This window comes from Thermococcus sp. M36, from assembly GCF_012027355.1.
GTDB lineage: Archaea > Methanobacteriota_B > Thermococci > Thermococcales > Thermococcaceae > Thermococcus.
The window spans coordinates 1111350-1124790 of sequence record NZ_SNUH01000001.1; the positions used below are offsets into that span (position 1 = coordinate 1111350).

At 50.1% G+C, this 13441-nt stretch carries 15 protein-coding genes and 2 tRNA genes; 14 read left to right on the forward strand and 3 right to left on the reverse strand.

Annotation, left to right across the window (positions count from 1 at the left end; all coding sequences use genetic code 11):
• Window positions 1-12 precede the first annotated feature (12 nt).
• On the reverse strand, window positions 13-1116 hold the full coding sequence (locus E3E36_RS06130) for a DegT/DnrJ/EryC1/StrS aminotransferase family protein (protein WP_167894382.1): 1104 nt from the start codon (window positions 1114-1116) through the stop codon (window positions 13-15).
• Between the two features lie 10 nt (window positions 1117-1126).
• Window positions 1127-1729: an acyltransferase gene (locus E3E36_RS06135; RefSeq protein WP_167894383.1), complete on the reverse strand. Its 603-nt coding sequence runs from the start codon at window positions 1727-1729 to the stop codon at window positions 1127-1129.
• A 467-nt stretch (window positions 1730-2196) separates the two neighbouring features.
• Here E3E36_RS06135 and E3E36_RS06140 point away from each other — a divergent pair.
• From E3E36_RS06140 to E3E36_RS06200, 13 genes are all read left to right on the forward strand, one after another.
• Window positions 2197-2274, forward strand: a tRNA-Glu gene (locus E3E36_RS06140).
• Window positions 2275-2287: 13 nt separating this feature from the next.
• Window positions 2288-2365 (forward strand) — tRNA-Ile (locus tag E3E36_RS06145).
• A 528-nt stretch (window positions 2366-2893) separates the two neighbouring features.
• Complete coding sequence (locus E3E36_RS06150; protein WP_167894384.1) at window positions 2894-3052, forward strand: hypothetical protein; 159 nt, start codon at window positions 2894-2896, stop codon at window positions 3050-3052.
• A gap of 27 nt (window positions 3053-3079) precedes the next feature.
• Window positions 3080-3808 carry a PIN domain-containing protein gene (locus E3E36_RS06155; protein ID WP_167894385.1) on the forward strand — a complete coding sequence of 243 codons (729 nt, stop codon included), beginning with the start codon at window positions 3080-3082 and terminating at the stop codon, window positions 3806-3808.
• Window positions 3809-4279: 471 nt separating this feature from the next.
• Entirely contained in the window at window positions 4280-5590 is a 1311-nt protein-coding gene (locus tag E3E36_RS06160) for an RNA-guided endonuclease TnpB family protein (RefSeq protein WP_167894386.1), read from the forward strand.
• A gap of 180 nt (window positions 5591-5770) precedes the next feature.
• Window positions 5771-6094, forward strand: coding sequence for a type II toxin-antitoxin system ParD family antitoxin (locus E3E36_RS06165; RefSeq protein WP_167894840.1), 324 nt, complete (start codon window positions 5771-5773; stop codon window positions 6092-6094).
• Complete coding sequence (locus tag E3E36_RS06170) at window positions 6091-6531, forward strand: putative toxin-antitoxin system toxin component, PIN family (RefSeq protein WP_167894387.1); 441 nt, start codon at window positions 6091-6093, stop codon at window positions 6529-6531. Before E3E36_RS06165 ends, E3E36_RS06170 begins: the two co-directional genes overlap by 4 nt.
• A gap of 425 nt (window positions 6532-6956) precedes the next feature.
• On the forward strand, window positions 6957-7742 hold the full coding sequence (locus tag E3E36_RS06175; RefSeq protein WP_167894388.1) for a hypothetical protein: 786 nt from the start codon (window positions 6957-6959) through the stop codon (window positions 7740-7742).
• Between the two features lie 56 nt (window positions 7743-7798).
• Window positions 7799-8407, forward strand: a complete 609-nt coding sequence (locus E3E36_RS06180; protein WP_167894389.1) for an IS607 family transposase — start codon at window positions 7799-7801, stop codon at window positions 8405-8407.
• A complete protein-coding gene (locus E3E36_RS06185) occupies window positions 8388-9569 on the forward strand; it encodes an RNA-guided endonuclease TnpB family protein (protein ID WP_167894390.1) in 1182 nt (393 codons plus the stop codon). The genes E3E36_RS06180 and E3E36_RS06185 overlap by 20 nt, the downstream gene beginning before the upstream one ends.
• Before the next feature lie 169 nt (window positions 9570-9738).
• Window positions 9739-9918, forward strand: coding sequence for a zinc finger domain-containing protein (locus tag E3E36_RS06190; RefSeq protein ID WP_012572828.1), 180 nt, complete (start codon window positions 9739-9741; stop codon window positions 9916-9918).
• A 19-nt stretch (window positions 9919-9937) separates the two neighbouring features.
• Complete coding sequence (locus tag E3E36_RS06195; protein WP_167894391.1) at window positions 9938-10213, forward strand: elongation factor 1-beta; 276 nt, start codon at window positions 9938-9940, stop codon at window positions 10211-10213.
• Window positions 10214-10345: 132 nt separating this feature from the next.
• Window positions 10346-10570: a DUF2283 domain-containing protein gene (locus E3E36_RS06200; protein ID WP_167731092.1), complete on the forward strand. Its 225-nt coding sequence runs from the start codon at window positions 10346-10348 to the stop codon at window positions 10568-10570.
• Here the strand turns inward: E3E36_RS06200 and E3E36_RS06205 are convergent.
• Entirely contained in the window at window positions 10567-11592 is a 1026-nt protein-coding gene (locus E3E36_RS06205) for a lipopolysaccharide assembly protein LapB (protein WP_167894392.1), read from the reverse strand. The two genes, E3E36_RS06200 and E3E36_RS06205, sit on opposite strands and share 4 nt — an antisense overlap.
• Before the next feature lie 215 nt (window positions 11593-11807).
• Here E3E36_RS06205 and E3E36_RS06210 point away from each other — a divergent pair, with 215 nt between their 5' ends.
• Window positions 11808-13319, forward strand: coding sequence for an alkaline phosphatase (locus E3E36_RS06210; protein ID WP_206203486.1), 1512 nt, complete (start codon window positions 11808-11810; stop codon window positions 13317-13319).
• Window positions 13320-13441: the final 122 nt, after the last annotated feature.

Below are 13441 nucleotides of genomic sequence, written 5' to 3' on the forward strand. Positions count from 1 at the left end.
GAAATAAGGGAGTTAAGAGGCGAGCTCATTGAGGGTTTCCAGTATGTACGCAATGTCTTCATCGCTCACCGCTGGGTGCACCGGCAGGCTCAGGACTTTTTTGCTAGCCTCTATTGCGTTTGGACAGCAGTCCTTTTCATAGCCAAGCTTCTGGAAGAGAGGCTGGTGGTGGACAGGCATTGGATAGTGAACAGCAGTTCCAATACCCCGCTCGCGGAGTTTGGTCATCAATTCATCTCTGCTCATCGGGAAGTCGTCCTCAATGCGGATAACGTACTGATGGAAGACATGGTAAACTCTAGGATCAACGTACGGGGGAACAAGTCCCTGAATCTTCCTAATACCTTCGCTCAATCTCTCTGCGTTTTCATTTCTTATCCTGTTCCATTCGTCCAGTTTTCTTAGCTGGATGCGACCAATAGCGCCTGCTATATTGGTGGTTCTGAGGTTATATCCGAGTTCTACGTGGAGATACTTTTCGGCTTGTCCGTGGCTCCTGATAAGTTTAGCCCTCCTTGCGAGTTCATCATCGTTAGTTACAACCATTCCTCCTTCTCCGGTAGTCATGTTCTTTGTCGGGTAGAAGCTGAACGCTGCTATGTGTCCAAAAGTCCCGACCTTTTTCCCCTCGAACTTGGCACCGTGAGCTTGGGCGCAGTCTTCTATAAGATATAGATTGTAATCCTCGGCAATTTCGGTAAAGACCTTCATATCCGCCGGCTGACCGTAAAGGTGAACGACGAGAATGGCCTTTGTCTTCTCAGTTATCTTCTCCAGAACGTCATCCGGGTCGAGATTGTACGTATCCGGGTCAATGTCGGCAAAGACGGGCTTTGCACCCTGGAAAAGGATTGAAGTTGCCGAGGCTATGAACGTGAAGGGGGTTGTTATCGCTTCCTCGCCAGGTCTTATTTTGAGGGCCTTTAACGCCACGTCCAACGCGGCAGTCCCATTGGCGACGGCAATACCATGCCTGGCACCAAGGTAGTTGGCGAATTCTCTCTCGAAGGCTTCCACTTCTTTTCCGTGGGCGAGCATCCCGCTCTTCAAAACTTCAACGACGGCGTTTATCTCCTCATCCCCGATCAGGGGCTTGGCAATTGGAATGTTTCTCATTTGAATCACCTTATAAGTCGTTTTCCTTTAAATAACGCCCATAATCTTGCTTCCTTATTTTAACTTCCCGTCCGCAGTGGGAGCACTTGAAGATGACATGCTCTTCGTCCTCTCCAATTTTTTCCCTTAGTTTTCTCCCGCAATAGCAGACGAATCCCTTAAGCCTTGCAGGGTTTCCGTAGACGAGGCCGAAGGGGGGAACGTCCTTGGTGACAACGGCCCCGGCTCCTACCATAGCATACTCTCCTATTGTGACGCCGCAAACGATGGTAGCATGAGCGCCGATGGAGGCCCCCTTCTTGACAAGGGTCGTCACGACCTCCCAGTCTTGGTTGAATGCCCTGGGGTATAGGTCGTTGGTAAAGGTCATGTGCGGGCCGAGAAAAACATCGTCTTCAACCTTAACACCATGGTAGACACTCACTCCGTTTTGTATTTTTACATTGTTCCCAATCTCAACGTCAACGTCGATGTAGACATCTTTTCCAATGTTGCAATTCTTTCCTATTTTGGCCCCCTTTCTGATGTGAGCGAAGTGCCAGATACGGGTTCCTTCACCGATTTTGACTCCATCTTCAACAACCGCAGAAGGGTGGACAAAAAAGTCTGCCATAGCAACATACCCTCCATTTTGTTTTGAAATATCTTTTCCCATTGTAAGCGGGGACAACCACAAGGGTTCCACTGCCCATAAACCCCACCGGTGACATCGTTGGAATACGCCCAGATTTTCCATATCTGATTTGAATACTGCTTATTGCTCAAAACATGAGTCATATTTGAACCGGGTATGGTTTGTTGGTACCTACCTTTTAAGCTTTTCTAACTCCTGTTGATACTAAAGTTTGCAACTTAAACGTTACTTGTAAGAAAATCGCCCCTGTTAGGTGCTAGATATGAATCCTCGCCGTATTCATTGGGACATTTGTTAGCACCGTGTCCTTCAAACCTGGCTGTGGGGGCAATTTTTTGACATTGGTATGTCAGTTGTTCTCGTTTCCCTTCCCGTCTACTGAGAAGTTGTCGGAGATAGCCGACCGAAAACTTTTTAAATCCTCCCTCGCCCTTAATCTCGGACACGCCCCGGTGGTGTAGCCCGGTCAATCATGCGGGACTCTCGATCCCGCGACCCGGGTTCAAATCCCGGCCGGGGCACCAGAACCTTTCTCGCGGGCCCGTGGCTCAGCCTGGTCAGAGCGCCCGCCTGATAAGCGGGAGGTCCGGGGTTCGAAGCCCCGCGGGCCCACCATAAGAAACTTTTCGCCGGAAAAGTTTCATCAAAAAGTTCTGATGGTGTTTGGTGCCGTGCCCTTGAGGTTGTGCGATATTTTAACTCCAGTCTCAATTGTGGGTTTGACTCTCGAATAATCCCCTTCGAGCGGTTTCAACCTTGTTATTGGCGTCCTTCGGACGCCGTTTGAAGAGTGAAACACTCGCAAGAGTGCAATTAGAGGAACAAACCCCAACAGAATCGCCCGTTTTAAAGTGCACGAAGTTTTTTCAGGCCTTTAACCAGTAAAAACATTTTTGGTCAAGCTTTGCTTGCGCAAAGCTTGCTTGGTGAGTGTTTCGTTCTCCAAAGGCGCCCTTCGGGCGCCGATAAAATATGTGAAACTGCTTGTTTTTCAGGTGGTTTACATTTTCTTTTGCAAGCCTCGCCGTTCACGGCAGGGGGTTCTACCACATTATGCTTTGGGAACTCGGACATGCTGTTTCGATTTTTATCCATGTGCACAGGAAAGAAATGCTTAAATATTCCCGACCCCAACTAACTTTGGTGGGGAGAATGCGCAAAAAAGATACGACCCTTCGAAAGGCAATAGCAAAGGGGATGTTCAGGGACACCAGTATATACAGAGAAGCAAAAGAAGTTCAAAGAATAAGCAGCATACAGTTTAGAAAGTACCTTGAAGACAACGGGATTAGTCTATTTTAGCATTGTTCCTAAAGGTGAGGGGATTTAATGGGATCTAATCACGCCCAGAGGAATAATTGGTATTACGTGGACACGAGTTTTCTAATTTCCCTCTGTGATCCAAAAGATCAGTATCATGAAAGATCCAGGGAGTTTCTTAATAATCCTGTCTCTTCCCATAATGTTGTCTTTTTTATTGGCTGGCCGACCCTTTGGGAAACGACAAATGAACTAATAAAGAAACACGGAAAGAGAGTCGCAAAAACTTTTTTTGAGAGGATACTGGAGCTAGGTCTAAAGTTTCCAAAAAATTTTGTACTGTTGCTTAACCCACTGCAGGTAGAGGCCCTCATCAGTAGAAAAGATGACCTAAAAGATAAGCGGGAGATATTTAATTTTCTGGAGAACAAAACAGATCCGGATTACTTAATAGCTCTGAGTGTTTCCCTTTTTGAGTTTGAATTCCTGGCAACTAAAATAGAAACTAAAAGAAGTATAACTCAAAAATACGGAAACAGTGGCAGGAACATTGTATTTAGCAATGAATTTGATCTTTTTGATGCGTGGGTTACATATTTCATGATCAAAATGGGAATAGATAAGATACTTACGTTTGATACGGACTTTAGAGACAGGCTGGGCTTTGAGATTTATCCCCTCAAAGATCTCCAATCAAAAAAGACCAAAGTTCGCAGGGGTACCATAACCGAGGAAAACATTAATAATGGTCTGTCATTTTTGCAAAATTTTTTGGAGAACTCCACTGCCCTTTTATAGTATGTGCATCACTATCCCTAACTTTTCCATCTGCTTCCCCCTAACTACAGAAGCCTTCCCGGCTTTGAATTAAACCCTCCTCTGGATAGGAGGTGCTAGCAAAATCAACTGCCTGTGGACGTTCTAATGGCAGCAGAACAGCGCTGAAGCTGGTTCATTGACAGCTAAAGCCCCTCAACTCTATGTATCCCTCTGGACATCCCCCATAATGGGGTGTGTCCAGACATGTTGTTTGATGCCCAGCCAAAGACGTCAATTTCTAAGAGACAACTTCTCTTTATTGTACGTATCCGCGAGAACTCTTGGTCAATCTTTGCTGGAAGTTGGATTCTAGTCTGCTCAAGTCGACTAAAACATGGGGATTTTGTTCTGTCTGGACAGACTAAAAGTTAGAAGCTTACCATTACCCAACGGGCCCTTAAGCGGGAAAGCAAACTATTTTAAAGCCTAAGGGCAATACCATACTTTGGGATGAAACGCTCAGTAACAATCAAACTCCAGCCGAGCAAGGAGCAAGAGAAAATCCTCTTCAAGTTAGCCGATACTGGAGCTAAAGTCTGGAATCGAGTGAACTACCTTCGCAGGCAAGAATTCTTTGAGGGTAAACCAGTGGACTTCAACAGGACTGAAAAGATTGTTTATGAAGAGTTTAAGAAGGAAATTGGCTCCGCAACAGTCCAGCAAGTTTGCAGGAAGAACGCTGAAAGCTGGAGGAGCTTCTTCTCACTTTTGAGAAGCTGGAGGAACGGTGAACTCCCCGAATGGCTCAAACCGAAACCACCAAACTACTTGAAGGACGATGGGAAAAGGAGGCAATTAATCATCCTCAGGAACGACCAGTATAAGATTGAGGGTAACAAGTTAATCCTCAAGGGCCTCGGAAAGTTCAAACGTCTTGAAGTCCAGTTTAAAGGCAGGATACACTTGAAGGGAAAGCAGGGTCGCTTAGAAATAACTTACGACCCAGTAAGGCGGAAATGGTATGCTCACATTTCATACACGGTGGAAGAGAGACTAATTGGAGATGAGTGGGTGAAAATTCCGAGACAACCCTTGGGAAACCTCTCAGCAGGCATTGACTTGGGAGTGAACAACCTGATGGCTGTCTATCTTGAAAACGGAGAGAGCTTCTTAGTCAATGGAAGACCGCTAAAAAGCATTGATTTTTACTATCAGAAGAAAATAGCGGACTACCAGTCAAAAATCAACAAGAGCGGAGCTAAGAAGGGTAGAAAGCTCTCCAGAATGCACCAGAAAGCCAAACTCCAGGCGAGGCACTACATCAACACGGCGGTAAGGCAAACAGTTGAAAAACTGTATCAGTTGGGAGTTTCGGGAATAGTTGTTGGTTATCCGAAGGGCATTAGCAGGAACTCTGATAAGGGTAGAAGGCAGAATTTTCTCCTCTCTCACGTTTGGCGGTTTAATTATGTCATTAAACGCTTAAAGGAAGTGGCTGAAGAGTATGGTATTCTGGTTGAGGTTGTTGATGAGGCTTTCACTTCAAAAACCTGCCCCGTCTGCGGGAAGCCCCACGAAGGGGCGAGATTTGTTCGGGGGTTGTTTAAGTGTCCCGCAACGGGGATTGTCTTCAATGCCGACCTTGTTGGAGCTTTTAACATTTTGAAGAAAGTTGTGAGAACGATAACCCCGAACTTGGGTGGCTTGTATGCTCAAGGGAGGGGTAATTGGCCGAAGGCCCGGCCGGAGGGGTCGAAGACCCGCTTTTTAGCGGGTTTGAATGAGGCCCCTCAAACCTCCCCGTCAATGGCGAGGGGTTAATTCGTTGGAACCCTCGCCCTTCAGGGCGGGAAGGAGGTCAGTATAAGGCCCAGAATGAAGGGGCTGACTTCGTCTTAAGTGGGGCGAAAATGGTCGTTAAAGTTGGATGTTTGTGGGCTGATAAAAGGTGGGAAGTCATCTTTAAATACTATTGTAGTCTATATGTAATTGGTGATTGCCATGGCGGGGACGGTAGATTACCCAGTTTCCGTGAGGTTACCAGGGTACGTTATCAAGAAAATAGACGAGCTGGTGAAAAAGAAGGAGTTCAGGAGCCGTTCGGACTTCATCAAGTTCGCCGTTACGCTGGCGCTTGGACAGATGATGATGGAAGAAGCCAAGGAACTTGCCAAAGAGCTAACGCTCCGGGATATTCGGGCGGAGACCGAGGCGGCCCGGAGAATGTTGGCCGCTGGAGACTTTGAGGACGAGTGGCCTGAAGTCAAGGACGTCCTCGAGGAAGTTGATGGGGAGTACAGGAGACTCACGGGTGCCAGGAGATGAAGGTGGTCATGGATACCAACGTTGTCCTGGCGGCCATGATTAAGCCAAGCGGACTGGCGGCACTTCTCATCAAAGCCCTAGACGGGGATTTTCTTATGAATTATACAAGCGAAGAAGCGCTCCATGAGCTCAGCTTAAAGATTGGCCTCTTGGCTGAGAAGGGGAGGCTCTCCAGTGAATGGAAGCGGATTCTGGCCAGGTATTTGAGGGGCTCCATAACAGTCTTGCCTTCGAGGGAGTTTAACATATCCAGGGATCCCGAGGATAATAAATGGCTGGAAATTGCCTACGAAGGAAAAGTTGAGTACATCTTAACCTGGGACGATGATTTGATAGCTTTGAGGGACGAGAACAAGGTTGTGTGCTTGGAGGACCATGCCCTTAAAATCCTCCGACCTCTTGAGTTCTATCACGAGGTTCTGAAACAACTCTGTTAGGCTAAACCTCCGGGGGCGTGGGGGCGGAGCCCCCCAGCAACCTTTGCTTGGCAAAGGTTGACCAAAAGCCTTACCCGCATAATCTGCTGAAGTATGTTTGTGTGTCCTCTCTATAAGTTTGAGGGTTTTAACTGGGTTTCATTTCAATAAGCCGTTTTTGTTTTGGTTTCCCTCTAATTGTTTAGCGCCCGGAGGGCGCTGTTGGGGTGAAACCCTGTGAGAGCAATGTTGCACAGATAAACCCTCGGAGAATGCCGCCGATGAGGACACACGAACTTTGATGAAACTTTGCTTGCGCAGAGTTTCTTGCAGGGGAGAAGCCCCTGCGTTCCACCACATCAAGATGAGCGAGTGTGTTATCATAAGTCCCACCCTGAACCCCATCTCGAAAATTTTATTAAGGAAGTTACCACATTGGTCACTATATGCAGAAAAATTACTACCTTACAAAAACTGAACAGGACATAATGAGGGCGATACGAGGGACTGATATAGTGAGTGCTGACGAGATCAGAGAACTCTTCCCGGGTCTCAGCAGGGGGATGGTTAAAAAGGTCCTTTGGAGCCTCTCAAAGAAGGGCTACCTCACGAGGCTGAAGAAGGGCCTCTACCTCGTCAATGAACATCCTGGAAACCCCTCAATAAAAAACCCCTACAGGATAGCCCTCGCCCTGTTCCCGGGATACATAGCATTCTCTTCCGCCCTGAGGCTTTATGACCTGCTCGACTACGAGCCTTTCACGATATTCGTGGCCACACCTAGGAAATCCGGTGAGAGAGCCATAGGGGAGTACACGATCAAGGCCGTTGCCCTCGGAGAAAAGGCCACTGGAATGACGCTTAAGGATGGCGTCTACACCTCCACCCTTGCAAAGACGTTCTTCGACTGCTTCTACAAACCTGCTTACTGCGGGGGCTACCCCGAGATAACCAAGGCCCTCTACGAGGCCGAAAAACTCGACTGGGACGAGTTCGTGGGCTACTTCGAACGCTTCGCCAGCGACTCCCTCTGTCAGAGAACCGGTTACGTCCTGGAGCTCCTCAAAAACGAGTTGGGGGTCGACATCCCAGAGGAGGTTCTTAACCATCTAAGGAGCAGAGTTAAGGGCTGGACGAAGCTCGTTCCAACTCTCCCATCCCGCGGGAGGAGCATTGAGGGGTGGAAAGTGATAGACAACCTTGGAGAAAATACTGGGCTGTTCCATAAATAGTTAAAAGCGTAAAGTTTAAATATTTTCGCTTCATAACTTCTTTTGGTGCATGCTGAATGAGGCTTTATCGGACTGGAAAAGCCTCACAACTCTTGGGCATCAGCAAGCCAACGCTCCTCAGAAAAATCAAAGCCGGCGAGATTAAAGCATACAAAGTCGGCAGAGAATACCGCATTCCAGAAAGCGAAATCAAAAGACTCCTCGAAGGCAAAACCCTAGACAAAGTCGTTATTTACGCCAGAGTCTCAAGCAGAGACCAGAAGGAAGACCTTGAGAGGCAGGTGGAATACCTCAAGAACTACTGCTCCTCCAAAGGTTATCAAGTGGCCAAAATCCTCACCGACATCTCCTCAGGCCTCAACGAGAACCGGAGAGGCTTAAAACAGCTCTTCAAACTCATCGAGAGTGGAGAAGTTGGGAAAGTCATCATAACTTACAGGGACAGGCTTACACGCTTCGGCTTCAAGTACCTCGAACAATACTTCAACTCGCACAGCGTTGAAATCGAAGTAATCTTCGATGACGAGGATAAAACACCAGAAAAAGAACTGGTCGAAGACCTTTTGGCTATCGTAACTTCCCTCGCTGGAAAGCTTTACGGCATGCGTTCTCACAAGAAAAAACGTCTCATTGAGGCGGTAAAGAATGCCCTCAGAGACGATTAAACTCACAGCAAAATTCAAGCTGAAGGAAGCTCCCGAAGGGTTAGACGAGCTTTTCAAAACTTATCGGGAGATTGTGAACTTTCTAATTTCATACGCTTTTGAGAACAACGTTACGAGCTTTTACCGGCTGAAGAAGGAGACTTACAAGAGCCTTCGCAAGGAATATTCGAGCCTGCCGAGTCATTACCTTTACACGGGCTGTCAGATGGCGACGGCGATATTCAAGAGCTTCAGGAAGCGGAGGTGGAACGGGAAGGCTAAGGGCAAGCCCGTTTTTAAGAAGGAAGTCATTATGCTTGATGACCACTTGTTCAAACTCGGCCTTGATGCTGGAGTGGTTAAGCTCTCCACTCCGAGCGGGAGGATTCAGTTGGAATTTTATCCTGCCAAGTATCACGAGCGGTTTAAGAGCTGGAAGGCCGGACAGGCTTGGCTGATTAGAACGCCAAAAGGCGTTTTTCTCAACGTTGTATTCTCTAAGGAAGTTGTGGTTGGGGAGCCTAAGGCCTTTGTCGGTGTGGATTTAAACGAGAACAATGTTACGCTCTCGCTCCCAAATGGGGAGTTTGTGCAGATAATCACTCACGAGCGGGAGGTTAGGACTGGTTATTACGTGAAGAGGCGGAAGATTCAGAAAAAGCTGAGGGCCGGAAAGAAGAGGAAGGAACTTCTCGAAAAGTACGGGCAACGAGAAAGGAACAGGCTCAACGATTTGTATCACAAGCTGGCCAATAAAATCGTTGAGCTGGCTGAGAAGTATGGCGGAATTGCTCTCGAAGATTTGACTGAAATCAGGGATTCGATTAGGTATTCGGCTGAAATGAACGGTCGTCTCCACAGGTGGAGTTTTAGGAAGCTCCAGTCAATCATCGAATACAAGGCTAAATTGAAGGGTGTTAGGGTTGTTTTCGTTAATCCCGCTTTCACTTCCTCCCTGTGCCCGGTATGTGGGGGTGAACTAAGCCCGAATGGGCACAGGGTCTTGAAGTGTCCCAAGTGTGGGTTTGAGGCCGACCGTGATGTGGTTGGGAGCTGGAATATCTCGCTTAGAGCCCTGGAGATGTGGGGAGTTTCCGTTCCCCCCGAAAGCCTCACGATGAAGACGGGAGTGGGGAAGGTTAGCCGTAACGATGTTTACGAACTTTACTCAAATCACGGCTAACCAGAACGGTGGGCGTATGGATGGGATAGAAAGCCTGAAGCTCAGGATCGAGGAACTGGCCGGGACGCTCTCCCGTGAGTTTAAGACATGACATCCATGGAAAAGCTTATAAGCCAACCCCCTCAATGCCCACCAGTGATTAAAACCACCTTTCTCGGAGGTGTTCGCAGTGGAAGCCAAGTTCGAGATACCCGTATGCACATCATGCGGAAAGGAGATAACCCCCAGGGAGCACGCCACTCACTTCGTCTGCCCGAACTGTGGCGAGGAGATCATCTGGCGCTGTGAAAGCTGCAGGGTCCTCTCAGTCCCCTACAAGTGCCCCAAGTGCGGCTGGGAGGGGCCGTGAAGTTTAGGAGGTGAAAGGAATGGCTGACTACAACCTCGTTGGTGTTATAAAGGTCATGCCGACCGACCCGGAGGTTAACCTCGACGAGCTTGAGGAGAAGCTGAAAGCTGTTATCCCCGAGAAGTTCGGCCTCGCCAAGGTCGAGCGCGAGCCTATAGCTTTTGGTCTCGTCGCCCTCAAGTTCTACGTCCTTGGAAAGGACGCCGAGGGATACTCCTACGACGAGGTCACCGAGCTCTTCAGGCAGGTCGAGAACGTCGAGAGCGCGGAAGTTGAGACCGTTTCGAGGATCTGAATCCTCGTTCCTTTTCTCTATACTGTCATCCTGATCCTCTTTCAACTCTGAAGGGCAGACTTCCAGGAGAGAAAAAGTAAGATCCTTGATAAAATTTGAAAGAAGATTGTCATCTCTGGGGTGGGTTGAGGTATGAAGGTTAGGTATGACCCAAAGGCTGATATCCTCTATATTCTGATCAGAGAGGGCCCGGTGGCAGACACCGACGAAGTTGACGAAGACGTGTGGTTCGAGTACGATGAGGAAGGAAACGTCGTCGGGATCGAAATATGGAACGCTGGGGAGAATGTTATCAGAAAAAGTCTCCTGGAAATAGAGCGCTATACGAAGGCGTTGAATAGAAAAATGGAAGCCTAAAGCCCCAAACTCAGGCTCAGCTTTGGCTTCTTCCACTCGTCGAGGATTGCTTTCAGATCCTCGTTCTGAATCTTGGCGTAAAGCTCGTCGAACCTCTTCTTTGCTTCCTCGTCGCCCTCCTTCCAGCGGGCGAGCTCGCCTATGGCTCTGAAGAAATCCGCCGTGTCGTCCTCGAAGACCTCGGCAAAGGCCTCCATGTTCTCGGCAACCGTTCCGTACTCGCCCTCGTTGAACAGTCCCTCGATGAAGTCAACGAGCGTGTCAAAGACGAGGCCAAAAATCTCGTCGCCCGTGTCAACGGCCTTAAGGAGCGCGTCGCGGAGGGCCTTGAAGGCCTTTCCGTACTCCTCTCTGCCAGCCCAGATCTCGGCCTCCACCAGCTTGGCGTTTATCTCTATCTCGTTCTCCCTCGGGTTCCTGAGAACCTCCTTTATAAGTCCCTCGGCCGTATCGTAGTCCCCAGCCTCGTACCTGAAGTGCGCTAGGTCGAGGAGGCTTATGAGGTGGTTCTTCTCGTCGTTGAGCCTCTCGAATATATCCCTCGCGCGCTCCATGAGCTCTATGGCCTTCTCTGTCTCGCCGATCTCGTCGAGGTTCACCGCCATGTTCGCCAGCGTCAGCGCTATCTCCCTCTCGTTCTTGAGGACTTCCTCCTCAAGCTTGAGCAGCTCCTCGTAGGTCTCTATCGCCTTCTCCGGCATGCCGAAGTGCTCGTAAGCATCGGCCAGGTAGTAGAGCGCCGTCGCGTACTCCTCCGGATCTTCCTCTTTCCTCTCGGCTATCCTCTTGTAGAGCTCAATGCCGCTCTCGGCGTCGTCGAGGTGAGCGTAGACGTGAGCTATCTCATGCGCTAAATCGTAGGGGTCCCCGCACTCGATGACGACTTCCTCAAGCTTCTTCAGCTCCTCCCTCAGCGTCTCCTCATCTTCAATGGTCTCAATGTAATCGTCAAAGAGCTCAAGTAACCTCTCGCAGTCCTTCTCGCTCAGGGCTTTCTCCCACTGGGCTTTAACGTCGGCCATTTTTCATCACCTGATTCCGGTTCGTTGAACGGGTTAAAAAGGTATGGTGGCCCCTGGCCTTCCGTCCGCTAACCGAACCCTTGGAGTAACTGCAGTTTGGACTTGCTATCTTTACTATCGTTGCGGTTTGAAAATCGAAATGCTTTAATATAGGTTTGGAGATAATGCCCACACTCCCACCCCCCGTATGGGGGGCCGTGCGGAAGGTGGTGGCCATGGACGTGAAGAAGATTCTGGGTCTGGCACTGCTTGTTAGCGTACTGGTATTTTCCCAGGCAGGGACGGCCATGGCCCCGGCGGCAGGAAGCAGCGTCGCAGCGCCCAACGGCGTTAAAAACGTCATCCTCATAATCGGGGACGGCATGGGCTTCGCCCAGCTCCAGCTCACGAGGCTCGTCTACGGCCCGCTGAACATTGAGAAGATGCCGTACAGCGGCGTTGAGATGACGTACTCCAGATCAGGAGAAGTTACCGATTCCGCAGCCTCTGCAACCGCCCTCGCCACAGGCATCATGACATACAACGGCATGATCTCAACGGTCACGGAGGGCGGGAAAACCTACACGCTCACCACAGTTCTTGAGCTTGCCAAGGCCCTGGGTAAGTCCACAGGGCTCGTCACCACGACCAGGATAACCCACGCCACCCCCGCCGCATTCGGGGCCCACGTTGAGGACAGGGACATGGAGGCCGAGATAGCCCGGCAGCTCATTGAGAACAGGATCAACGTCCTCTTCGGAGGGGGCAAAAAGTACTTCGACGATGAGACGCTGAGCCTCGCAAAGGACTACGGCTACCAGGTCGTCTTTGACAGGGCCGGCCTCGAATCCGCCAGCGGTGACCACGTCCTCGGCCTCTTCTCCTCAAGCCACATACCGTACGTCCTCGACAGGACTGAGGATGATGTTGGGCTCCTCGACATGACTAAGAAGGCAATCGAGCTCCTTGAGAAGAACCCCAACGGCTTCTTCCTCATGATAGAGGCCGGAAGGATAGACCACGCCAGCCACGGCAACGACATAGCGGCGGCTCTGGCGGAGACCAATGAGCTCGACGACGTGGTGGGATACGTCCTTGAGTACGCCAGGCAGAGGGGCGACACACTCGTTGTGGTCACCGCGGACCACGAGACGGGCGGCCTTGCCGTGGGCACCAACTACGGAAAAGTCGTTGACGTCCAGGGAATCCTGAACATAAAGGCCAGCACCGGCACTATGGCGGCCGAGATCAAGAACGGCGGCGACATAAAGGAGGTCGTCAAGAAGTACACCGGCATCGAGCTGAGCGACGACGAGGTGGCCTACATCCAGAAGCGCGCGGAGGAGGATCCGAAGTACGGCCTCTCCAACGGTATCGGTGAGGTGCTCGCTGAGAGGCTCGGAGTCAGGTTCGCGTCCCACAAGCACACCGGCGAGCCGGTGCCCCTTTTCGCCTACGGCCCAGGCGCCAGCAAGTTCGTCGGCTTCCACCACCACACCCAGACCGGAAGGCTCATCGCCGAACTGATGGTCTACGGCGTCGGCACCATAAACGTCGCCTTTGCGGGCACCAGCACCGTTGAGGGCGACCTGAACGGAGACCACAAGGTGGACGCCAAGGACGCCTACCTGGTTCTCAGGCTGTTCCTCGGTGCCACTGTGGACGATGACACTGAGAAGGCCATTGACATGGACGGCAACGGCATAATAGACCTCGGAGACGTTGTTGCAATCCTGCAGGAGGCCTGATCTCTTCTTTCCTTTTCTATGCTGCCCTGACCCTGCGGATCCCCGGCCATCCTTAACCGCAAAATTTATAAATAGTCCAAAGGAACGATAAACCGGAAACACCAATTGTAACTAAAACTCAT

What these genes read in the sequence shown, in the direction of transcription:
- E3E36_RS06130 (WP_167894382.1), bottom strand. Translation starts at nt 1,116, where the DNA reads ATGAGAAACATTCCAATTGCCAAGCCCCTGATCGGGGATGAGGAGATA.
- E3E36_RS06135 (WP_167894383.1), bottom strand. Translation starts at nt 1,729, where the DNA reads ATGGCAGACTTTTTTGTCCACCCTTCTGCGGTTGTTGAAGATGGAGTC.
- E3E36_RS06155 (WP_167894385.1), top strand. Translation starts at nt 3,080, where the DNA reads ATGGGATCTAATCACGCCCAGAGGAATAATTGGTATTACGTGGACACG.
- E3E36_RS06160 (WP_167894386.1), top strand. Translation starts at nt 4,280, where the DNA reads ATGAAACGCTCAGTAACAATCAAACTCCAGCCGAGCAAGGAGCAAGAG.
- E3E36_RS06165 (WP_167894840.1), top strand. Translation starts at nt 5,771, where the DNA reads ATGGCGGGGACGGTAGATTACCCAGTTTCCGTGAGGTTACCAGGGTAC.
- E3E36_RS06170 (WP_167894387.1), top strand. Translation starts at nt 6,091, where the DNA reads ATGAAGGTGGTCATGGATACCAACGTTGTCCTGGCGGCCATGATTAAG.
- E3E36_RS06175 (WP_167894388.1), top strand. Translation starts at nt 6,957, where the DNA reads ATGCAGAAAAATTACTACCTTACAAAAACTGAACAGGACATAATGAGG.
- E3E36_RS06180 (WP_167894389.1), top strand. Translation starts at nt 7,799, where the DNA reads ATGAGGCTTTATCGGACTGGAAAAGCCTCACAACTCTTGGGCATCAGC.
- E3E36_RS06185 (WP_167894390.1), top strand. Translation starts at nt 8,388, where the DNA reads ATGCCCTCAGAGACGATTAAACTCACAGCAAAATTCAAGCTGAAGGAA.
- E3E36_RS06195 (WP_167894391.1), top strand. Translation starts at nt 9,938, where the DNA reads ATGGCTGACTACAACCTCGTTGGTGTTATAAAGGTCATGCCGACCGAC.
- E3E36_RS06200 (WP_167731092.1), top strand. Translation starts at nt 10,346, where the DNA reads ATGAAGGTTAGGTATGACCCAAAGGCTGATATCCTCTATATTCTGATC.
- E3E36_RS06205 (WP_167894392.1), bottom strand. Translation starts at nt 11,592, where the DNA reads ATGGCCGACGTTAAAGCCCAGTGGGAGAAAGCCCTGAGCGAGAAGGAC.
- E3E36_RS06210 (WP_206203486.1), top strand. Translation starts at nt 11,808, where the DNA reads ATGGACGTGAAGAAGATTCTGGGTCTGGCACTGCTTGTTAGCGTACTG.